Consider the following 23,016-nt stretch of genomic DNA (forward strand, 5'->3'; position numbering starts at 1 on the left):
ATTAAACTTGAAAAAGTAGACATGATTCAACAACTAGAACTTGACTTGTATGCAGCTTAGAAAATAAAAATAAAAAATCATTCTGGAGTATTTCTAAAAAGTTTCTACCAGAAACGGGACGCCATCCCCCGTAGAGGGGAAGACATTTAATAGTTTGGGTATCCTTGGTTCGCAAGTTGTAGGAATTGGTAGGGGTGCACGGACTTGAACCGCGGATCCATCGGTTATGAGCCGATTGCTTTAACCAACTAAGCTACACCCCCGTCTATTGTTCTTTAAAACTTAGGATCTAAATATTTAATTTTTGAAATAAAATTTAAACCAAGTCAATTTACCCGTCAACAAAAGCTTTCAGCTTGTTAGATCTGCTTGGATGCCTCAATTTACGTAATGCTTTAGCCTCAATTTGACGAATTCGTTCCCTAGTAACATTAAAATCTTGACCCACTTCTTCGAGAGTATGATCGCTTTCCTCTCCAATTCCAAAACGCATTCTCAGTACTTTTTCTTCCCGAGCCGTCAATGTCGACAAGACTCTTCTTGTTTGTTCCGCAAGATTCAGATTCACGATGGCCTCTGAAGGATTAATCACTTTTTTATCTTCAATGAAATCTCCCAAATGAGAATCTTCTTCTTCCCCAACAGGAGTTTCAAGGCTGATCGGCTCCTTAGCTATCTTTAAAACTTTTCTTACTTTATCAACAGGCATATCCATTTTTTCAGCAATTTCTTCGGGAATTGGCTCACGACCTAATTCTTGAATTAAATACCTTGAAGTTCGTACCAACTTATTAATGGTTTCAATCATATGCACAGGAATTCGAATAGTGCGTGCTTGGTCGGCAATAGCCCTTGTGATGGCTTGACGGATCCACCAAGTCGCATAGGTAGAAAACTTATAACCTCTTCGGTACTCAAATTTGTCTACAGCCTTCATTAAACCAATATTTCCTTCTTGAATCAAATCCAAAAACTGCAAACCTCGATTGGTATATTTTTTTGCAATCGAGACCACCAGTCTTAAGTTAGCTTCCACCAATTCGGATTTTGCAGCGTCAGCTTCTCTTTCGCCCTTCCAAATTGCTGTATAGGTCTCTTGAATCCAGCGGAAGTTCATTTCTGTTTCTAAATCCAAACGAGTTAACCGATCATGGGCCTCTTGAGCTTGAACCGCATAAGATCTGAAGCGATGATAATTCAAACCGGTATCTTTGGTCATCTTTTGCAAATCTTTTTCATTGCCTTCAATGTGTTTTAATTTTTCAACTAATGACGCCACATCTTTAGAAAAGGTTCTTTCAGTGCCATCTTTAATTCTTTTTCTTAAAGCGCCGATACGATGAACTAAGTTCTTAAATTTAATAACCACTCGGTTAATCGTTTTTCTATTGAAATTAATAGATTCAAAATTGAGCATCAGGCTTTCATTTAAAACTCGAAGATCTGCCATTGTGGAATTTCTTTTATCCGCTGGCGTTGACTCTTTTCTTAAGGTTTCAAAATGAGTCTTTGTCGCCACTTGATATTCAGTTACTTTTCCAATGAGCTCATGGATTTTATCAATATACTCTTTTTCGTCATATTGAGTCTCTTCGTCCTCTAAGCCTCTGAAGATGGCTTTTACTTTAATTCGCCCCTCATCCAATCGTTTACCTAAATTAATAATTTCCCAAGTGCCCAGAGGTGACATCAAAATGGCTCGAACTATTTCTCTTTCCCCTTTTTCAATTCTTCTAGCAATCTCCACTTCCCCTTCACGAGTCAGTAAAGAGACACTTCCCATTTTTCTTAAATACAATCTAACTGGATCATTGCCTTTGACATCTTCGCTTTCAGCAACCTCTTCCTCGTCAGCTTCTTCATCTTCTTCATCGATATCTGATAAAAAGGGAGAGTCCCCCTCTTCACCAGTCTTTCCGTTTTCATCTGTATGATCAGAAATAGAAACACCATTTGATTCTAAAGACTGCATAAAGAAATCTAAAACAGAAGCCAACATGATTTCTGGAGGCAGAAGTTCGTTTATTTCTTCAATCGATAAAACTTTCTTTTCTTTAGCAATAGTCAGAAATCTGACAATTTCTTCTTTAATTATTGCTTCTTGCTCTGCCTGAGACAGAACTTTAACTGGTTCTTTAGACTTTTTATTCACACCTGGCTTCATTAAAACCCCATTTATTTATTATCTTTTAAAGCTTTCTGTATCTGTATCATTTTTTCCATTTTTTCAGGAGTGGCACCCAACTTAAGTTCGTGAGAAATTTGTTTCAACGTTTGTTTCAAATAATTTTCTCGAACTCTTTTTATCGCGTCCCTAACTAATTTTTCTTCGATCTCTTTCTGCTGTTCATCACTTTGTTCATATTTCTGACTGAATGACAAATCACTGTTTTTAGTTTCAAAATTTATTTCATCAGTATACTTACTTCCTAATGAATTTTCTAATCCACTTTCAGATTTACTATCTTCCCGACTGTCCACTAAAGACCCTGATCGAAAATACCCCTTCATTGGATCATTAAAAAACAAAAGCTTTGGTTCATCAACCTTTGATACAAGAAGACTAGTTAATCTATCAAATTTTTCAGGACTTTGTCTATATACTTGATGAGCTTCTTGCAATAGTTTTTTTACATCCCTATGTAATAAAAACTCTTCAACAGATTCCTCAGAATAAATCTTCATGTTGGCATAAGATTTGATTACTAAAGAAAGCAACATCAACTCAGCCCTGCTGGCCTTTTTTAAATGGTAAACTGGCTCCGAGTACAATTCAGTTGGCACGGGAATTGATTGAATCTCTCTAGAGCTAGTTTGATTTAATTCCTTTGAACCAGAGGTCACAATTTGATTCAGCCAAGACCTATCAACTCCCATCACAGGAGCTAATTGTTGAATGTAAAGTTGGGTATAATTTTTGTCTGGAATCATATCTAAAATTTTTTTTAATTTTCCGGCTAGCTTAATTTTTTCACTGGGCTCACCATGGAAATCAACCATCCACTCCTTAAAAATAAGATTCATCAGATCCAGCGAATGGTCAATTTTGTCCTTCAATTCCTTCGATCCATATTTTCGAACAAAATCATCTGGATCTTGATTATCGGGAAGAGTTAGTCCCTTTGGATAAAGATCTTGCTCTAACAACACCCCTAAGGCTCTCTCCGTGGCTTCCCTACCCGCCGAATCCCCGTCAAACAATACAACCACATTACGCGTTAATTTCCGGATAATTCTTCCATGATCTGAGGTTAAAGCTGTACCCATGGTCGCAACAACATTTCGGATACCCTTCTGATATAAAGAAATCAGATCCATGTATCCCTCAACGATAATTATCTGATCTTCCGAGCGAATATACCTTGCGGTCTGTTCTAAACCATAAAAAATTTTTCCCTTTTGAAAAACCATGGTTTCAGGAGAATTAAGATATTTGGGTTCACCCGATTGTACAACACGACCACCAAATGCCAAAACTTCGCCCATAGAATTTGTAATTGGAAAAATGAGGCGGTCCCTAAAAATATCGTACTTGCCGTCTTCTTTGCTTTTGGCCTTTACCAGCCTGGCCTCTTCAGCTAATTCTAAAGAATAATTCTTTCTTTTCAGATGTTCACAAAGCCCACTCCATTCGGGAAGGGCATAGCCAATTTTAAAGGATTGAATAATATCTGAACTCATTTCTCTTTTCTGCAGGTAAGCAAATACTTCATGATTTTTTGGCAGTCGTTTTAAACTTTCAGTAAAGTAGTTCAAGGCTTCTTTGTTGATGGATAATAATTCTTTTCTTTTTTTAAATTTTAAATCAGCTCCGCGGTCTTCTTCCATCTCTGAGGGGATTGGCAATCCGGCGCGGTCAGCTAAAAACTCGATAGCCTGGGGAAAATTCAAGCCTTGATAGTCCCTTAGAAAGGTAAAAATATTTCCACTCTTATGACATCCGAAACAATGATAAACTTGCTTTAATTCTGAGACGGAAAAACTGGGAGTTTTTTCTTGATGATCTGGAAAAGGGCAACGCCCCATCAATCCAGTCCCGGAAGACTTTAACTGAGTGTACTGAGAAATAATATCAACAAGATTGCTGGAACTCTGTACTTTTTCAATAAAGTCTTGGGTGTATTTCATTTATTTTATTACTTAATTCTATCATTGGGAACACCATCTTGATTACCTGACTAAACCAGTAACCAAGATGGTTCTCTTTAAAAAACTTATACAAGTTTCGCTTTTATAATCTCACTAATAGTTTTGTTGTCAGCGGTACCCGCCGTTCTCGCAAGCGTTTCCTTCATGACGGCACCCATATCTTTTATGGTTTTCGCCTGAAGAGAAGCCATCACCTCAGTAACAACAACACCAATTTGTTCTCTTGACATCTGTTGAGGAAGGTAGGCCTCAAGAACTTTTAGCTCCGCCTCTTCTTTCTCTACAAGATCTTGCCGGGATGCCTTTTGAAACTGATCAATAGATTCCTTACGTTGTTTTACAAGCTTTTTAATAACACCTAAAACATCTTCGTTACCTATCGGATTGGGGCGAAGTTCGACCTCTTTGTACTTTATTGCTGATTGCAAAAAACGAATCGCTTCCAGTCTCACAGAATCTCTAGCTCTCATAGCCTCTTTCATGTCTGCCATAATTTTTTCACGAATTTCCATGAAAACTCCCTAATCCTAAGTTATTCTCTAATTCTTGTTTTTTTAAGAGCTCTTTTTCTAGCTGCAATAGATTTTTTCTTAAGTCTAACGCTTGGCTTTTCGAAGTGTTCTCTTTTTTTAACTTCAGAAAGAATACCGGCTTTTTCGCAAGATTTTTTAAACTTACGAAATGCGCCTTCGAAGTTTTCACCATCTCTGATTTTTACGACTGGCATTAAATTCACCTTCCCTTCAAAACAATCCTAAGTAAGTAGCAAATTGCTTAGTTTATTACAACTTATGAAACGATAAAAAATAATGCAAAGCATCTATTTTTTATACTGCCTATTTGCTTCTTCAGGAAAAACCGACTAATTACTCTAACTTATGGAAAATAAAAAAGTTTCTCCAAGAACTGCTGCTTTACATGGTCGATTTCAATCCCAGGCTTGGGATTTCAAACATCATCTCATACCACCTCTAACCGCTTCGACAACTTTTCGACTTGAGTCCCTTGAACGTGGCGCTAAAGGATTTTCGAATTTTGCAACTTCTCAAGCCAAGGAAGAAGAACCCATTTTAATTTATGATCGGCTAGATGAGCCAAACACTTTGATGTTGGAAGAACAACTTTCAAATCTCCATCAGGGCGAACTGGCCTTGGTCTTTGGAAGTGGAATGGGAGCTATTTCTACCTTATTTTTGGCTCTGACTCAAAAGAATCAAAAAATTCTTTCTCACCGTACTTTGTATGGTTGTACCTATAGCTTAATGAAAAATTGGCTTCCAAGATTAGGCATAGAAACTGATTTTTTTGACTTTAACGATAACCTTCTTTTTTCAAAAAAAATTTCAGATAAGTCTGTTCGTTTTGTCTATTTTGAATCTATTTCCAACCCCCTTTTAGAAATGATAGATTTTGAATCTATTGTTTCGCTTGTTAAAACTGAAAATACTTTTCGCACTGAAGATACTCAAATTCTTATTGCTGTTGATAATACATTTGCCACCCCTTGGGCCCTGAGACCCCTAGAAACAGGAGTTGATTTCGTTATTGAAAGCTTAACCAAGAATATCTCTGGTTTTGGTACCGATATGGGTGGGGCGATTGTCACCTCCAAGAAATATGAAACGTCTCTTAAGGTTGCCAGAAAAGACTTTGGTGGCATCATGACATCTCATTCTGCATGGCATATTATGGTCTATGGAATCAGCACCCAAGCCCTTCGTTTTGAAAAACAACAAGAAAATGCCTTGACCCTGGCTCGGTTTTTAAAACAACACCCAAAAGTAGACTCCGTTATTTATCCCGGTTTAGAAGACTACAAGTATCATTCATTCGCAAAAAAATATTTGAAAACTCCCGAAGGAAAAATGGCTCCAGGAACGATGATTGTTTTTAAACTTAAAGGAAGCGAGGCCCAGACATCTAATTTCATTAATGACATCGCAAAAAATAGCTACACGATAACTCTCGCAGTGAGTTTAGGCCTAACCAAAACCTTAATTGAATTACCTGGTTTTATGACCCACGCAGCCCTTTCTGACCAGGATAAAAAAACATGTGAAATTGATGCCAAGGTGATCCGACTCAGTGTTGGTCTTGAAAATGTAACGGATATCATGAACGATTTAGATGCCTCTTTTCACCGAATTATATGATATCTAAATATCAAAATGAAAAATATTCTGATGAGTATTGGATGGCCATGGCCTTGAGTTTAGCCAGGAAAGCCTTTGATTTGAAAGAGGTTCCTGTTGGATGTGTTATTGTTGCTAATAATAAAATTATTAGCAAAGCTTCAAATCTGAAGGAAAAGCTACAAACTCCTTTGGCCCATGCCGAGGTTCTCGCCATACACAAAGCTTCAAAAAAAAGGAAATCTTGGAGACTTGAGGACTGCACCCTTTATGTCACCCTAGAGCCTTGTCCCATGTGTGCAGGAGTTATCTTACAATCTCGAATTAAAAGAGTGGTTTTTGCAAGCAAGGATCCTAAAAGTGGCTCCGTCCAGAGTCTTTATCAATTGCTGTCCGATAAAAGATTAAATCATCAGGTGGAAATTTCCGCAGGGCTTTTAGAAGAAGAATCGACCGCGCTATTAAAGTTATTTTTTAAACAATTGCGATCAAGAAATATCTAGTCGATATCCTTGACTGGGAACTGCAGAAATTTTCCCTTTAAAGTGTTCAATTTTTCTCTTTAAATAGTTAATTTGACTGTCTACATTTCGAGATGTGACTTCCGTATCTCCCCATATTTCATTTAAAAATCTTTCTCGACTTACAAGATTATTTTTTGACTCTACCAATAACTTAAGAATATCAAACTGTTTTGGTGTTAATTGAACTTCATGATCGTCAACATAAACTCTTCTGGTTATCAAATTCATCTTCAGATTAGAGACCATAAATTCACTGTGCGGTTCGTTTTCACGCTCAAGTAATCTTTTAATTCTTAAAATCAATTCTTTAACATGAAAAGGTTTCGAAACAAAATCATCTGCACCCATTTCAAAGGCTTTAATTTTTTCATCCACCGTGGCTACTCCAGAAACAAAAATCACAGGGATGTATTTTAATTCTTCAGTACTCCGAATTCGCTGACAGATATCAATTCCTTGCAAGCCTGGCATTCGATAGTCTAGTAAAACGAGATTTGGTTTATATGAATCAATCAATTCAAAAGTTTTAGTGCTATCTTGCGTGGTCAGACATTCATAATTATCGCAAAGAATTTCTTTAAACATGTTACAGCTATCTTCATAGTCATCGACGATTAAAACTTTTTTTAAAGCTCCCATTTGTTTTCTCCAAGGCTCTCTAGTATTTTAAATTCTATTTCCTACAAATTCCCTGCAATTGACAAGAACTATATAAATTCATTCTTCTCTTAAAAACATTTACCTTTAAATGCGATCACTTTTAAATAAGTTTCTTAAACTGAGAAATTATAAACCTTTAAACTTTATTTCATGTTGCTGTAAAATTTTTTTAATGACATCTACTTTTTCACCCTGAATTTCTATCAATGACTCATTTACACTGAGCCTGTAAGTCCCTCCAGTAGCGCATTTTGACTTCAATTCCTTCGTTAACTGTTTTAAAAAAATTTCATTTTTTGGGAGCTTATCGATGACAGTGACTGCCTTACCTCCTCGTCCTTTTTTTTCAATTCTTAGAATGGCGACAACTTGACTTAAATTTACTCCTTGTTCTTTAACACACCTACACTCTGTCAAATTTTTTTTACATTTTGGACAAGTAATTTTATCTTTAGGATCGGTAGAGTAAACTGTTCTTAAATTTGACATTACTCTTTCTCTTTTTTTTGAGGCAATTGAGTCAACTTGTGGTTTTGCAATTCTTTACCATCATACCGGTACAGATAACCATCATTTTCCATACTGGTTATAAGATTCACCGGGCGGTTCCAAATTTTCTGCACATTTTTAAGAGTCTCATTCATAAAGTCCGGCTGCAAATCTATTCCTTCATGCAAATGAGTTAACAATAACTCGCCTCTGTTTTCAAAATTTGCATCTTCAATTCGAATAATGGGTTGGCCAAAATTAGTCATATGAAATAGTAATTTAGCTTTAATAGCTCTAAAATCTCTGGTGTCGACCTCAAATTTATTAGTTCTCTTATTGAATTTATAGACAAAAAGTTTATTACGAATACAAAAGTCTTCCGTTAGAAATTCATCCACAAAAGTAACATCATTATAGAACTTTCTGACTTCAAATATTTTTTCTTTACCTATTCCTGTTTTTTTATCCCAATTTTTGCGCTCTCGAATATCATCGCACTCTTCCCATTCTCTGCCAAACTGTCCTTTGTTCCATCGATATTCAATGTCTCTAAAAAGTTCTATCCCTACTTTGTAGGGATTATATCCATTAGGTGCCATGGCCATCGTTCCCGAGTGATGATCTGCAAAATCTATGATTTCAGAATCATTTAAAATCTTTTCAGTCATCAGCTTTGAATGCCAGTAAGAAGCCCAACCTTCATTCATGGTTTTAGTCATACCTTGAGGTGAAAAATAATAAGCTTCATCGCGGATAATACTTAAAACGTCTTGTTGCCAATCTTCCAAAGGTGCATAGTGAATTAAAAAATTTAGTATGTCTTTTTCAGGTTGTTGAGGGAATTTGGATCTTTTTGCTGCCAACATGTCTTGATGCTTTTTTCTTTGCTCCTGAATAAATTCAGGAGGATTAATGTAATCCCTCATGTAAGGTCGATGAACTTTAAGAAGTCCTCTATCTGACTCATCTCTTGTGGTATCCTCAACGGGCTTGGTCACCACCGACGATTTCTCATAATAAGGTAAATACCGATCAATTAAGTTTTCAAGACTGAGACAAGTATCTATAAATTCCTCGACGACATCGTAACCTACGCGGTCCATATACCTGCGAATGCGCGTGGCGTGATTTGCCATCTGATCCATCATTTTTCTATTTGTTTTACCAAACCAAACATTGTTTTTGAAAAAATCACAATGACCGTAAACATGAGCCATCACAAGTTTTTGGTCCATCAACAGATTGCCTTCCATGAGATAGGCGTAGCAAGGATCTGTGTTAATCACCATTTCGTAAATCTTAGAAAGTCCGTACTCATAACTCTTTGAAAGATGCTCATACTCCATACCAAATTTCCAATGTGGATAACGAACAGGAAAACCCCCATAGGCTGCAAATTGATTAATCTGATCATAGGTGATAATTTCAAAAACAGTTTCAAAAAAATCTAAACCTACATCTTTTGCTACCTTGCAGATTTTGACTCTTTCTTTTTCTAATTCTGGAGTTAAATTGGACATTTTTTATTTTCCCTTACCTAAGAAGTCTTTTATAGAATCTAAGATTTTATCTCGATTTTCTATCTGACTTAATATCACTTGTTCATTTCCAGAAAATTCTTTTTGTAAATCTTTTAAAAATTGCCCACTTCCGTATTTACTTTCTACCTGTCCATAACAAAACATATTTGTATTAGGGATAAAAAACTCTTTCATTAACTTTATGCATAAGCGCGTGTCTTCCCCGCTCCAGTTATCTCCATCACTGAAATGAAAAGGATAAATATTCCATTCATTAATGGGATAATCTGTTTCAATTATTTGTTGGCAAAGTTTGTAGGCGGAACTAATTAGCGTTCCGCCAGATTCGCTGGTTCTAAAGAACGTATTTTCATCTACTTCTTTTGCAGCCGCATCATGAATGATGAACCTAGTTTCCAAACCTTTATAATGTTTTTTCAACCAGGTGTTAATCCAAAAGCTTTCTAGCCTAACAATTTCTTTTTGTTCATCCCCCATCGAGCCCGAAACGTCCATCATGTATATAACGACCGCTTTTGTCTGTGGTTGAACTATTTTTTTAAATGTCCGGTAGCGATAGTCTCTTCGGATAGGAATAATTCTTGGATCTTCCGGATTGTATATTCCTGAAGAAATCAGTCTTCTCAAGGCATGTTTATAGGTAGATTTGAATTGTCTCAATCCCTCCGGTCCCACAGGTGCTAGGCCAGAATACTTAGTTTTGATGCTTTCAATATTTTTATTTCCCTTTGGAACGATTCTTGGGAGCTGTAGTTTTTCTCCTAAAATCTCTGCCAACTCGTCAATGGACAATTCCACTTCCAAAAGATGCTCTCCGGATTCATTGCCAGCTTGCCCTTGGCCACTTCCTGGATCCCCAACATCTTCACCTGGTTGCCCCTGGCCTTGACCAACTCCGCCCTGCTGTTTGGGGCCGTAACGAAAGTTTGGAATATCAATTTGAGGAAGGGGAATTTTAATGAACTCATCTTCCCTCTTCCCAATCATTTCCCCCTGAGACACGTACTTACGAAAGTTTTCTTTCACTTTTCCTTTTACTATGTCTCTGAAACGGGAATGATCTTCTTTAATTGGCATATTTTCCTACTTGTTCTTTACGTCTCCACGAGCAAAGATGCTAGCTACATAGTGTAACACATCTGTCGCCGAAATTTCATCGTAACCAAAATCTTTTATTAATCGTGATTTAACAATTTCAATTTTTTCTTGAGTGTCCTTATCCACAACTGAGCTCACAATGCTTGTGAGTTTGATGCTGTCTTTTTGATCTTCGAACAGTTTTAACTCCAAAGCCTTATGAAGTCGTTCATTCATTTTATAATTGAATTTTTTGCCTTCAAGAGACAAAGCTCCAATATAATTCATGATCTCTCTTCTAAAATCATCCTTCCTAGATTCTGGAATTTCGATTTTTTCCTCGATAGATCTCATTAACCTTTCATCTGGCTCCTCATCCACTCCCGTAAAATGATTTCGAACTTTTTCTTTTTGTGTGTAGGCTTTTACGTTGTCGATATAGTTTCCGCACAATCGTGATAAAGCACTTTCATCAGCACTGATTGCTCTTTGCACTTCGCTTTTAATGATCTCTTCATACTCCTGCTTCACAACTCCGATTAATTCTCGATAGTCTGATTTTAATTCCTCATTTGAAATTAAAGAATGATTTCTTAGTCCACCTTCAAGCTCTAATAAAACCATAAATGGATTCACCGAGCCTTTGTTATTCTGTTGAGAATTGACAATAGCGTTAGATAATTTGTCCTGAATATAACGAGGTGAAATCCCCTCTAAACCTTCTCGAACTGTTTCTTTTCTGAGTTCCTTGACATTATCTTCAGTGTAACTTGGCAAGGTTTTGCCATTATATAATTTTAGTTTTTGCAATCTGGTCAGATTCGCCTTTTTAGGTTTTTCAAGCCTGGTCAGAATGGCCCACATCGCCGCCATCTCGATAGTATGTGGAGCAATTGAAATCCCTCGCAGTTTCTGAGAATTAAAATCTTTTTTATAAATATTAATTTCTTCTTTCCAACGAGTGATATAAGGAATATCAATTTTGACTGTTCTGTCTCTTAAGGCTTCCATAAACTCATTATCCTGAAGTCTTCGATATTCAGGCTCATTGGTATGTCCAATAATCACTTCATCAATAAATGTCTGTGCAAATTTCTTTGGTTTTACTCGGTGTTCTTGTGAAGCACCCAAAAGATCGTACAAAAACGCTACATCCAGTTTCAAAACCTCAACAAACTCGATCATCCCACGGTTAGCTACATTAAACTCTCCATCAAAATTGAAGGCTCTTGGATCTGAATCAGAACCATACTCAGCAATTTTTCGATAATTGATATCTCCAGTTAACTCTGTTGAATCTTGATTTTTTTCATCTTTGGGTTGAAAGGTTCCAATCCCAACACGATCAGCTTCTGAAAGAAATAATCTCTTCACTCTGACATGGGACAAAACTTTCATCGTATCCCCATTGTATTTATCCATTAAGTTTTTGAAGATATACCTAGAAGGCGGAGACAACTCCCCCTCGATTTTTACTCTAAATTCTCCCATTTGTCCGCGATTAATCTCTTCTGCTATTTGAGTGCGAATCTCTTCAGGAATCAGCAACAAGGGATCTTCATGCATAGGGCTCGGAAAGCTTCTTATATTTTTACCAAATAAACCATCCAATTCCTCTTTCTCATCGACCCATTCAAACGTGTAGAGAGCTCCCTCGTCCGACTTAGAGTAGGCTTCCAAGCCTTTTTTGAGCATCCGACAAATTGTAGATTTAGCACTTCCCACGGGACCATGAAGCAAGATAACCCTTTTTTCAGTACCGTAACCCAGCGCCGCTGCTTTTAATACATTTACGAGTTTCATCAATGCAATATCTAACCCGAATACGGCATCTTTCCCATTGTTACCAGCATCATCAAAGAATTTATAACGAACAACTTCCTTCTTAAAATCAATGTATTTTTCAGTACCTGAATCTACAATCATATCGTACATTCTTTGAAAAGCATTTCTAGTAATCCGCGGATTCGTTTTGACTAATTGTAAATACTGATCAAAGGTTCCTGACCAATGAAGTTTAGCTACATTTGAACTATTTTGCCAATTTTGAACTATGGTTTTAAAATTATCGGTTCCTGCCATAAACTCTCCTTGTGTCAAAGAACGACAAAAGCCTTCATGGACTCGAGTGGTTCTTCTTCTTAGAGTATTGCAAATTTAAGTCTGGTTAGAAAATGAATATTATTATTTTTTGATTTATTTAATTTTGCTATTCCTTAGTCGAGGTCACAGTCGAGTTTTTTCTAGGGCTCCACTCGATAACATGCTGCTCTAAATATTAATTGTTTTATATCCGCTAGGGATTTCTATATTAAATGTCTCTGGTTTTATCTCTAAAGGTTTAGGTTGCTTAAAAAACCAGTCCACTTCCATCTCTGGACTTGAAATCTTAACTAACTTTGCACCTTGATTTCGATTTTTCCATTCAATTTTTGATAAGGTCATCGCATTTTCACAAAGACTTACTATTTTATTTAAATCGAAATAACATTTCCAATAAGGGCCTTTTACCGTATCATCAAAAGCTATAGCATAAAGGGCCTCTGGAGGAATCGGCAAATTGAAAGACTTCTCTAATGTTTGCTCATTCATTTTTCCTTGAATGACTTTCTTTTGTGTGTACAAAATGGCCACAAATTGTTCTTGTGTCATGCCCAATGATCCAACTTGAATTCCTAGGGCTGCTTGAATTTCTAATCTTAGTTTGTAATTTTTTATGGCTAAAAAATCGATGCTCACATTATTATTTTTATTTCTTTTGAGATCACGAATTTGAGCTTTCGTTTCCCAAATAAATTTTTGCAGTTTAGATGTATCTATTTTGTCTTTTGATTCAATTGTTTTTTTGGGCGTTGTTTGGCATCCAAATAAAAAAAACAACCCAAGAATAAAATATATAAAATTCTTTGTATGATTCACATTGCGAACACAAATTTTATTTTTAACACAATTCACAATACAATGATACGCCAGCTTCGTTGGTTTCATATTTCTTGATGTTAAGGGTATTTAAATTTAGAAACAACTCTTAATATGCTTTTCAAACGAACCCTATGTGCCCGTGCAAGAATAACTTTTCTGCTTTAGCGCTAGCCCTAGCTATTTACTTGCAGGAATTCGATTGGGATAATTCTGTTTTTCAATTGCAATTATTTTTTGAGAGAGTTCCTCTATTTTTTTGTCATCATTTTCAAGAGACTTTGCCTTTTCATACATTCTTTTCGCTTTTTCAACCATCGAAAGTTCACGGTAAACATCCCCCAAGTGCTCAGCGATGATTGACACTCCTGGTTGGAATCGATTGGCTGCTTCAAGTAATTTCATAGATTCTTTTTTGTTTCCTTTTTTAAACAAAACCCATCCCAGAGTATCCAGAATGTAACCGTCCTGTGGATCCAGTTCGACGGCTCTTCTTGATAATTTTTCAGCTTCATCTAAATTGACATTCAGCTCTACCCAAGTGAATGCCAGGTAATTTAACCCTTGTGTGTGATTGGGATCTAACTCAACCACTTTTTTCATAACCTCAATAACCTTATCTTTTTTGCCAATACGATCATACACTGTTCCATAATAAAAATAAATTTGAGCATTGTCTGGAAATTTCTTTATCCCACTTTCTAGTATTTCAATCGCTTTTACATAATCCTTTTTTTCATCAAGAAGAGATCCATACATCGCATAAATTTGAGGCAAATCTTTTTTCTTATTATAACCATCTTCTAATAAAGCTATGGCCTCATTCAATTTCCCTATATTTTTCAAGAGATATCCTGCATGGACTATGGACTCTCCATAAAAAGAACTGGATGCTGGAATCGCCCGATAATGCTCTATGGCCTTTGCATCTGATTTTACTTCTTCATAAACAGCAGCCAAGTAAAATCGAATTTTATCAGACTCTGGTGCCACTCTTAATATTTCTTCCAATTTTGAAATGGCTTTATCAAACATCTTTTTCTCAATGAGTATTAATGCCATTTTAACCTTAATACTCAAAGGATCTTCTGATTGCGTTTCCATAATTTCTAGCTGTTCAAAGGCTTCATCGTATTTTTGTTTTTCAATGTAAATTTGCGATAGAATTTCAGCAATTTTAGAACTAGGGCCTTTATTTTTTTGAAAATCTTGAAATAACTTAATTGCTTTGTTTTCATCTTTGCTTGCTCGGTAAAGACTTCCCAAGGAAATTGTTGAATCCACAAACTCAGGTTTGATGCTGATAGATTTTTTGTAGAAGTTTTCAGCTTGCTTTAATAACTTTGGTTCATTTTGTTCTTCTCTGATTCTTCCCATATAATAATAGATTAAATGTTTATTCCCGTAATTTAAGTCCTGTAGAACCTTCTGAAATAAATCTATAGCCTTATCATATTCTTTTGTTTCTGAATAGACAGCTGCAAGATAAATCATTACATCCGCTTGAGCCGGTTGGCTTTTTAAAGCCATTTCATAATTTTCAATTGCTTTGGGATAAGCTTTGATCGTCGTGTAGAGCCCACCTAAAAAAATTCGCGCTTCTTTATTTTGTTCATTTTTTTCTAGAATTTCTTTGATGACTTCTATGGATTGATTTACTTGTCCTAATTTTAAATATTCTTTTGCTAACCTAATTCTTACAGATTCAGAGTTAGGATCATATACTAATACAGCTTTAAACGCTTCAATCGCTTTCATCGTATCGCCGTCCAAAGAATATGCTTCTGCCAAAGAATAATTATAATCTGCCTGGGTCCGAACATAGAGTGAATCCATTTTTTGTGATTCATTTAAAGCTGCGGCTGGTAAAAACATAGCCGAAGCCCTATTTTTATTATCAATTGAAGATTCTAAATAGTACTGTCCCTCTGAAAAGGTCTCACTCTTAGAGGTAGAGGCTGCTTTTTTAACTGAAGAGCAATTACTTAAAACAAAAGTTAAAAATAAGACTAATATGCTTAGAAGGCTTCTCACCATTGATTCTCCCTGACAGAAAATTCTTCGGTGAATCTCGGAATTCACTTAAACAAAAGCTTAAAATTTAGTCTTAGGTCGATGGATTTAATGGAATAACCAAGTCAACGCTCACTTCATCGGAGTCGTTTTTTGAATTGGAAGTATCTTGTTTATTGGTCAGTATGACGCGAACTGAATTTGGTCCCACTTCCTGAATTTTATACTTGAATGGTCTTCCCTCGGCATCGGCGCCTATGAAACCTTCATTTTTAAATTCGAATTTTTCAGAATTTGCCGAGGCCGGGCCACGTTTAGACTGTGAACTTTGCTCTAACTTTTGATCTCGATAAATCTGCGCAAGTTGATAGCCTAAAATTTCAGCTTTTCCCTTTGATTCCTGAGCTGATTTTTTATTTAAATGTTGATTTATGGGGTAGGAATAAAAAAATATTCCCATACTTAGAAGGATAAGGATAGAAATGACATCAAAACTTTTAAATAATTGATTTTCCTTAACATTTTTATTCATTACTATCTCCAAAATCGACTTATGTCTACGGATCGGATTTTTGTCCATAATACTTTAGGCCGATTAAGAAAATTTTTTATAATTTGTTGATTTTTAACCAACCACAAATGTGGATAAGTCTTAGCAATATGTTCATTCCCGCGCTGCGTTTACGACTTTTTTTGGATCAGCACTTGACAGTCTGTTGCGTCACAGCTAGTTTGCCGCTATACAGCTTACCCCCAACAAATGCTATAAAATGGGGCGAATTTTTATGGGAGGCCAATTGATAACTCAAAATGAAACAAATCAAACAACTTTACAAGTAAATGTGCCATCAAACATACAACCTATGTCTTTAAATAAATCTAATTCCAAAGTAAAAATCATTAAAAGATATCAAAATAGAAAACTTTATGACACCCAACAAAGCTGTTATGTCACTCTTGATGATATTGCCAAAATGATCAGGACTAATGAAGAGGTCATGGTTATAGATAATAAATCTAAAAACGATATTACAGCAGCTACACTGACTCAAATTATATTTGAAGCAGAAAAAAAAGCTGCCCAATACGCTCCACTTTTCACATTAAGAGACATCATTCAAAACGGAAATGGAAGTATTTCTAGCTACTTAGCAAAACTTGGAGCTTTCCCTTTAGATTACATGACAAAACAACAACAGAATCAACAGCTTGTTGAAAAATTAGCTGCTGAAGAGCAAAAACAAAATCTTGAAAACAGAATTGTTAATGCAGCAACAAGATACAATCCAGACAACACGGCTAAAATGGCAGCTGAGAAAGCAACAGTTCTTCCTGGTGCCTCTCAAGAAGATGAAACTCCGAACTTACCTACCCACAATCCTAGTTTAAATCTTCCTCAGGCTGGTTCTTAAGTTACGATTAAATAACAATTAGCCTTGTTATAATCTTGCCGCTTCTTGCTTATTATAAAGATAAAATATTGAAAAATGAAAAAAGCTGACTCCTAAAAAAGTCAGCTTTTTAATTAGAAGATCTCCTTTCGAGATCTAATTTAAAGATCGCCAATTCAAAAATTTCGTTTTCCCTTTTTCAAGTTTAATTTTTTTAACACTCATCTTGTCTTGTGTTTGATTTCCAAATGCCGAGAGTCCTTGAATTTCTATGTCATATTCACCGGGAGGTAATAAAGTACGAATGACCTGAATCGAGCTTGGCAAAGTAGACCATTGCCTTAGATCTGCTCTTTCCGAAGCATGCATTACAAACCATGCAATCAAGCCAAGGGCCTCGTTCTTTCTTGAAATCTCTCTCGAAGCAACTTCTTTTGCAACAAAAGCCCCTACCCTCCTGGCAAGCAGAGCCGCTTGATCATCCTTTAAAGTTTTAATGGCTGCTTCTTGCACATCGTAAATATTTTTGGATATTTTTTCAATTTTTGGTGAGCTCAAACTGCTGATGATCACCTTTGCTTTTTGTGTGTCATTAAATACCGGACTCAAGATTGAAAATTTTACATCATAACTGTTATATCTTTTCCGTGGTCCCCATCCTTGTTGATAAATAACTATCAATTCTGCTTTTTCTTTATCATGTCCGTCTTGAGCTTCATTATTTAAAAGAAATTCTGACTTGTACCTTTTATACTCATCCAACCTTTGTGCTTTCTTGGAAATTCGAACCAGATCTTCTTTTATGGTTTCTATATGAGGATCTATCTCATAGGCTTCCTTGTAGGCAATAAAAGCATCGTCATATTTTTTGTCTGCTTCCCAAATCATCGCTGAAAGGTATTTGGCAAAAGAATTCAATTCAAAGCTCTTTTTCTCTTCCGATCTTAAGAGTTTATATTTATCATTTATTCTTCTTGTTTCAACCAAAGCACTATCTAAATCACCTAATTCTAAATAATTCATCGCCAGATAGGCATTGATAAAAATTCTTTCAAAGGTATCCCCTTTGTACTGCTTCATTTCCTCATTTAGCAAAAAGGATCCCGTAACCCGAGATACAGAATGATAGTCCTGTTCCTCCGCCAGCTTTTCGGCTTTAAAAAAAAACTTATTACTTTCCTTGTATTGACCACTGATCTGGAGTGTCGTTGCATAGTCTAGTAGATATACAAGCTGATCTCCAGACTCTTCTTGTGCCAATGGCAATAAATGACTTTGAGCAGATTCAAATTGATTTGCGCCCAAAAATTGACGAGCTTTCTCAACTTTATTTTGATATGTCGCACACCCCAAAGTCAGAAGCATTAGTTGTAAGAAACAAATCTTCAAAAGAAACATAATGCTATCTTTTTACAATCTATCGTTGTTATAAACCAATCGTTTTTTTTCTAAATTGTTTTCTGATTTGTTTATAGTCAGACCAAGGTATTTTGGTGGTCTTAAGATTTGTTAAATTTAAGGTAATTTTGTAGTAAACGGTCTTGTCTTTCCCTACTTCTTGCACAATCGAATCAAGCCTACCATTAATAATAAAATCAGCACCAGCCTGTCCTCCTGGACCTTTTTTGGATTCCGCAGAAACAATGCCAGAATTCTGATAATCGTACTCTTCTTTTATATCTTGCCTTGCCTCCTTGTCGATGAACTCTACTTTTCCTGTTTTCATTAATTCAACCCTAACCATATCCATAATATTCTGTGTATCGATATGCTCGCTGGTCTTATTCTGAAGCTGGGTCACCATAACAACCGGAGGAGACTTAGCGTTAGCGATAGTTTGATGAGAAATTAAACTGTTTACCAAGTCCTTAACAGCGTTTTGCATGTCTGTCTCTGACCAGGAATCATTGAGTAAGTTTTCTCTTTCAACATTGTCATATTTTCCTTTCACAAAGGCCGACGGTCCACACTGCATAAGAATCAATGAAATAAAACAAACCAAAACTTTCAGAGGCATCATCACGGACTCCTTTTTAAAACATTCCGAATCTCAAATTTCTAATCAAATATAAGGCTTATTGAAAATAGTATAGAAATTGAATGGAAAAGACAACATGGTTCTTGATTCGTTAGGCCAATCCTTTTCCTATTTCCAATCTAAAATAGTTTGGTCTAATTCCGAAGAACTTTGGGTCGCAGCGCTAAATTCACATTGTCGAATTATTTCTTCCGCCTTGTTGTTTAAAGGCACTATAAATTATTGTTTTTTTCACCCTAGGGATATCTTAAGATTCGCCATTGTTCATAACTCTGTTTCAATTATCATAGCTCACAATCACCCCTCAAATAACTGTTTACCTTCACAAAGCGACTATGAAAATACTAAAGATCTTTACTTGCTCTGCCAGCTTCTACAAATTCCTTTATTGGATCATTTGATAATAACGGAAAAGGACTGTTATTCCTTTAAACAAAATAAAGTATTTGATTCCTGGGAGCTTGAGTTAGGGCTCGTCAAAAAATAACGACATGGAACGAATTTTTTGACGGGCCAACGAAGTAGGTGAGCTTTTGGGGACAGGCTCATTACTTGTTTGGAAACAATTCATAGCCTTCAAATTTTTTATTCTCTTGTTCCTCTTCAGAGGGAGACCCTATTTTATTATAGGATTTAATCTTAAAGTCTTTGTCTAGCTCAACTTCCCAGCCATCTTTTCTGGCATCGGAAATAAACTTTTTTGCAGCCGCAACTTTTTCTTTATAAGCAATCGCTTTATTTCTTTTTTCATCAAACATTGATTGATAAACTCTACTCTTCGGATCTTTATTATTTATGGCCTTTGCATCATTAGCTCTCCCGAGATCTTCGGCCATTTGCCTTACCCTTGGATCTCCTTCAAAATCAAAAAAATTGTCTTTCTCAGAATACTTAGGTTTTTCTGATTTCGTTTCATCAAAGGATTTTAACACCTTAAAATTTTCAACCTGGGTTTTCATTTTTTGAAATTCAAGATCTTCTGTTGTTTTTAAAAGATGCTTATTGACTATCGTATTTTCTAAATTTCCATGAAATGAAGACAACTCAGTTTCTCCAGGAGTTAAATTTTTTGGTTCATTTATTGAAAAAAATATTAACAAAAGGGAACTAAAGATAAACCCTACGGCTAAGACGTTTAGGTAATTGTTATTCAAGTTCTTTTTTGTACGATTATTCATAATCCTCTCTTGAGAATATCACAATGTTCAAGACTATTCGGTAATAAGAAAAATAAATAAAATTACTTTTGTATCAAAAGGAGACAAAATCGAAATTGAGGGCACGTCTAGAAGTAAATACTTATTTTTTTTCTAGACGGGCACTAATTTAGAGCGTGTTTAAAATGAGTTGGAATAGTAATTATAAACTCAGTTCCTACATTTTCACTAGATTTTACTTGAATATCACCGCCATGTTTTTGAATAATTCCATAGGTAATACTTAAGCCAAGTCCCGTTCCCTTACCAACAGGTTTTGTTGTAAAAAACGGATCAAATATTTGATCCAAATTTTGAGCTTTTATACCTTTGCCAGTGTCTTGAATTGAGATCTGAATATATTCTATATTTTTAACATTTATCGATTTAATGGTTACCCAAATGCGACCACTGGACTCAATTGCCTGAATCGCATTTGATAGTATATTTACAAAAACTTGACTAATTTGACTTGCATAGCAGGTTAGTCTTGGAACATCCTCGAAATTCTTTTCAATTTCTATTTTATTTTTAATTTCACCTTGAACCAAACTCAAAGATGTTTCCATCAGTTCTCGCACATCCACTTCTTTTATTTGCGCCTCATCCAATCTAGAAAAATTTCTTAAACCAAGAACAATATCGCGAGTTCTGCGGGCGCCTTCTTCACAAGAGCTAATCAATTTTGGTAAATCTTTTGTTATGAAATCAAACTCAAATTCCTCTTTTTTTTCTGAAAGAATTTCTTTATTAGTTTCTGCAATGTTTACGAGCTCAATGAGCTTGAAGGAATAGTCTTTTAAATGAGCCATATTACTATAAATAAAGCTGATCGGATTATTTAGTTCATGGGCGACCCCGGCTACCAGCTCTCCTAAACTGATCATTTTTGCCGAATGTACTAATTTTTTTTGTGTTTCTAAAAGCATTTTGTTTGCTTCTTCTAATTCCGTAACTTTATTTCTTAAATCCGATCTGGCCTGCCATATTTTGATACTCATTTGGTTAAAGCTTTCGGTCAATAAACCAATCTCTGTGTTGTTTTTAACTGGTATGGTAATGGCTTGCTCTTGAGTCTCGAATGATTGAAGTGCTTCTACCAGTTCATACAAAGGTTTTAAGATCCAATTACTTGTTATGACAATGGTAATAAATAAAAATATCACTACAATTCCAACAACTGTATAAAAGGCAAAGCTTATATTTTTAAGTACTTCGCGCGAGTCCGCTTTTGAAACGCCCATACCAATTAAAAATTGACCATTGCCCCACTCGATCTTTGAAACAAAAAAACCATAAGGACTTGTATTGATAACTGCTTCGAAAAGTGGCTCTTTGCTTTCGTAAACTGCATTTAAAATCTTGTTCGAGAGGACTTTTGACTTGTCAGAGAAAGAAGAAGCTAATACTGTCGCGTCTTCCTTAGAAATAAAAAATTCAAGTTTTAATTTGGTCTTTAATCTATTCAAAAATGAGCTGTCTATATATATAACTTGCTGAAGGTAGCCAATAATTTTTTGTTTTGGGTTTAAAACCCTAGTCACTGTTCCAAGTTTTATTTTATTCTCATTAAAATCCAAGGATCCAGTATCCTTTTTTGATTTTAAAATTGAAATAATTTTATCAGACAAAAAAGTGGCTTCATTGGTCTCATTTTCTGATAAAACACCCTCCTTTTCATTTTTGTATACTTTTGAAAGACGTCTTCCTTCCCTATTAAAAAAAATCAACTCTGAACTAAGTTCATGAAGAATTAATTTTTCAGACAATTTTATCAAGTTTTCCCTATCTCCGATAGATAAGTTGTAAATTAAGAAGGGATCTCTTATGTACTTTTCTTTTTGCAATTGCATTCCAGACTTGAAGTCAGAAAAAATAACTTCAACCTCCCTTGAGTTAACCGAAAGCCTTTGTGCCAGCTCTTTACTGATTGCCTGTTCGTACTTTAGTGTTGAATAGTAGGCGACTAAAAGAAGCGGAAAAAATGATAGAAAAAAAAACCAGGTTATGATGATGGTTCTTATGGACCTTTGGGACTTCTTTTTTTTATAGTTCACGGCGAACCCGACGTTGTTGATTTTTCATCAATAGTAAAAATAATCCTCAAAATCCCATCGGGCATAACTCTAGCATGTGGTTCTTTCTTTAGTTTTAATTCTGAATAAATTTTTAACAGGGATTCCAATTCTGGTAATTTACTTTTAGGAAGGGTAAAATGATAATAAAAAGTTTGGTTGGACTTTTTCCACCCTATCTCCACTTCACCAGCTTTTCTTCCTCCTAATTCAAATATTTTATCAGATATTTTTGGGGCAATCATTTCTACGTTAGTGACCTGCAATTGGCCACGGTATAAAAAACCTACTGTTGTTTTGGCGTAAGATACATCGGTACTATTTTGAACAACTGGTTTTTCTTGATTTGGTTCATTACTCTTAATTTCAATTGAGTTCTTTACGCTAAACGGAATTTTAACTAAGCTTAATTTTTTACTGTCTAGCTTAATTCCTTCATCAATAAATTCAGGTTTCGCATTAACAACTTCTTTTAAGCTACGTTCACTTCCTGCATTTAATAATTCTTTCTTTTTTCGATCAATTTTAGTGATTATCATATCCTTATTTTGATCTTCTGAAGCCAAATGAACGATTTTACCCCATGGAAAAACATTCAAAGTAATGACCATTGCAAGTATGATAATCAATGCCTCAAGTGTCCATTTTAAGGATAATGGCCACCGATCAAATTTGATTTTATTTAATATTTTATGAAATGAGGTATTTCTATTTACTGTTTGATCCACGATCTTATCGCTGATAACGACTTCGCTTAGCAATTCTACATATTGAAGCCCATTCGTCATTTTCATAAAATCGGACTGTGTGTT

21 protein-coding genes and 1 tRNA gene are annotated in these 23,016 nt (G+C 35.5%); 4 read left to right on the forward strand and 18 right to left on the reverse strand.

Annotated features, from left to right (window positions below):
• Positions 1-186 precede the first annotated feature (186 nt).
• From J0M15_00005 to J0M15_00025, 5 genes are all read right to left on the reverse strand, one after another.
• A tRNA-Met gene (locus J0M15_00005) sits at positions 187-263 on the reverse strand.
• Between the two features lie 68 nt (positions 264-331).
• The gene (rpoD, locus tag J0M15_00010) at positions 332-2,164 is read right to left on the reverse strand and encodes an RNA polymerase sigma factor RpoD (GenBank protein MBN8535406.1); all 1,833 of its coding nucleotides are present in this window, start codon (positions 2,162-2,164) and stop codon (positions 332-334) included.
• Between the two features lie 11 nt (positions 2,165-2,175).
• Positions 2,176-4,128, reverse strand: a complete 1,953-nt coding sequence (locus tag J0M15_00015) for a DNA primase (GenBank protein ID MBN8535407.1) — start codon at positions 4,126-4,128, stop codon at positions 2,176-2,178.
• Between the two features lie 86 nt (positions 4,129-4,214).
• Positions 4,215-4,661, reverse strand: a complete 447-nt coding sequence (locus J0M15_00020) for a GatB/YqeY domain-containing protein (GenBank protein MBN8535408.1) — start codon at positions 4,659-4,661, stop codon at positions 4,215-4,217.
• Between the two features lie 20 nt (positions 4,662-4,681).
• Positions 4,682-4,876 (reverse strand): 30S ribosomal protein S21, encoded by a 195-nt coding sequence (locus J0M15_00025; GenBank protein MBN8535409.1) that lies wholly within the window; start codon positions 4,874-4,876, stop codon positions 4,682-4,684.
• Between the two features lie 151 nt (positions 4,877-5,027).
• Between J0M15_00025 and J0M15_00030 the strand changes: the two genes are divergently transcribed.
• Positions 5,028-6,302, forward strand: a complete 1,275-nt coding sequence (locus J0M15_00030) for a PLP-dependent transferase (protein MBN8535410.1) — start codon at positions 5,028-5,030, stop codon at positions 6,300-6,302.
• Positions 6,299-6,784: a tRNA adenosine(34) deaminase TadA gene (tadA, locus tag J0M15_00035; GenBank protein ID MBN8535411.1), complete on the forward strand. Its 486-nt coding sequence runs from the start codon at positions 6,299-6,301 to the stop codon at positions 6,782-6,784. Before J0M15_00030 ends, tadA begins: the two co-directional genes overlap by 4 nt.
• Here tadA and J0M15_00040 read toward each other — a convergent pair.
• The 8 genes from J0M15_00040 to J0M15_00075 form a co-directional block, all read right to left on the reverse strand.
• Positions 6,770-7,444, reverse strand: a complete 675-nt coding sequence (locus J0M15_00040; protein ID MBN8535412.1) for a response regulator transcription factor — start codon at positions 7,442-7,444, stop codon at positions 6,770-6,772. The genes tadA and J0M15_00040 overlap by 15 nt on opposite strands.
• A gap of 147 nt (positions 7,445-7,591) precedes the next feature.
• Positions 7,592-7,954, reverse strand: a complete 363-nt coding sequence (locus tag J0M15_00045) for a hypothetical protein (protein MBN8535413.1) — start codon at positions 7,952-7,954, stop codon at positions 7,592-7,594.
• A complete protein-coding gene (locus tag J0M15_00050) occupies positions 7,954-9,474 on the reverse strand; it encodes a SpoVR family protein (GenBank protein ID MBN8535414.1) in 1,521 nt (506 codons plus the stop codon). Before J0M15_00050 ends, J0M15_00045 begins: the two co-directional genes overlap by 1 nt.
• A 3-nt stretch (positions 9,475-9,477) precedes the next feature.
• The gene (locus J0M15_00055) at positions 9,478-10,572 is read right to left on the reverse strand and encodes a DUF444 family protein (GenBank protein MBN8535415.1); all 1,095 of its coding nucleotides are present in this window, start codon (positions 10,570-10,572) and stop codon (positions 9,478-9,480) included.
• Positions 10,573-10,578: 6 nt separating this feature from the next.
• Positions 10,579-12,654, reverse strand: a complete 2,076-nt coding sequence (locus J0M15_00060) for a serine protein kinase (GenBank protein ID MBN8535416.1) — start codon at positions 12,652-12,654, stop codon at positions 10,579-10,581.
• Positions 12,655-12,843: 189 nt separating this feature from the next.
• Complete coding sequence (locus tag J0M15_00065) at positions 12,844-13,560, reverse strand: hypothetical protein (protein MBN8535417.1); 717 nt, start codon at positions 13,558-13,560, stop codon at positions 12,844-12,846.
• A gap of 111 nt (positions 13,561-13,671) precedes the next feature.
• Complete coding sequence (locus J0M15_00070; GenBank protein MBN8535418.1) at positions 13,672-15,366, reverse strand: tetratricopeptide repeat protein; 1,695 nt, start codon at positions 15,364-15,366, stop codon at positions 13,672-13,674.
• 232 nt (positions 15,367-15,598) lie between these two features.
• A complete protein-coding gene (locus J0M15_00075; GenBank protein ID MBN8535419.1) occupies positions 15,599-16,036 on the reverse strand; it encodes a hypothetical protein in 438 nt (145 codons plus the stop codon).
• A 331-nt stretch (positions 16,037-16,367) separates the two neighbouring features.
• On the opposite strand from J0M15_00075, the gene J0M15_00080 reads away from it, so the two are divergent.
• Positions 16,368-16,916 carry a polyhydroxyalkanoate synthesis regulator DNA-binding domain-containing protein gene (locus tag J0M15_00080; GenBank protein MBN8535420.1) on the forward strand — a complete coding sequence of 183 codons (549 nt, stop codon included), beginning with the start codon at positions 16,368-16,370 and terminating at the stop codon, positions 16,914-16,916.
• 135 nt (positions 16,917-17,051) lie between these two features.
• On the opposite strand, the gene J0M15_00085 is transcribed toward J0M15_00080, so the two are convergent.
• Together J0M15_00085 and lpoB are read right to left on the reverse strand one after the other, a co-directional pair.
• A complete protein-coding gene (locus J0M15_00085; protein MBN8535421.1) occupies positions 17,052-18,293 on the reverse strand; it encodes a hypothetical protein in 1,242 nt (413 codons plus the stop codon).
• 28 nt (positions 18,294-18,321) lie between these two features.
• Positions 18,322-18,915, reverse strand: coding sequence for a penicillin-binding protein activator LpoB (gene lpoB, locus J0M15_00090; protein MBN8535422.1), 594 nt, complete (start codon positions 18,913-18,915; stop codon positions 18,322-18,324).
• A 94-nt stretch (positions 18,916-19,009) separates the two neighbouring features.
• Between lpoB and J0M15_00095 the strand changes: the two genes are divergently transcribed.
• Entirely contained in the window at positions 19,010-19,420 is a 411-nt protein-coding gene (locus tag J0M15_00095; protein ID MBN8535423.1) for a JAB domain-containing protein, read from the forward strand.
• Between the two features lie 61 nt (positions 19,421-19,481).
• Here J0M15_00095 and J0M15_00100 read toward each other — a convergent pair whose 3' ends face one another.
• The 3 genes from J0M15_00100 to J0M15_00110 all read right to left on the reverse strand — a co-directional run bounded on the left by J0M15_00100 (position 19,482) and on the right by J0M15_00110 (position 22,932).
• Positions 19,482-20,111 (reverse strand): hypothetical protein, encoded by a 630-nt coding sequence (locus tag J0M15_00100; GenBank protein MBN8535424.1) that lies wholly within the window; start codon positions 20,109-20,111, stop codon positions 19,482-19,484.
• A 143-nt stretch (positions 20,112-20,254) separates the two neighbouring features.
• Positions 20,255-22,186, reverse strand: coding sequence for a HAMP domain-containing protein (locus J0M15_00105; protein ID MBN8535425.1), 1,932 nt, complete (start codon positions 22,184-22,186; stop codon positions 20,255-20,257).
• Complete coding sequence (locus J0M15_00110) at positions 22,183-22,932, reverse strand: hypothetical protein (GenBank protein ID MBN8535426.1); 750 nt, start codon at positions 22,930-22,932, stop codon at positions 22,183-22,185. Before J0M15_00110 ends, J0M15_00105 begins: the two co-directional genes overlap by 4 nt.
• Positions 22,933-23,016: the final 84 nt, after the last annotated feature.

The sequence above is a fragment of the Deltaproteobacteria bacterium genome, from assembly GCA_017302835.1.
Classification (GTDB): Bacteria; Bdellovibrionota; Bdellovibrionia; order Bdellovibrionales; family Bdellovibrionaceae; genus UBA2316.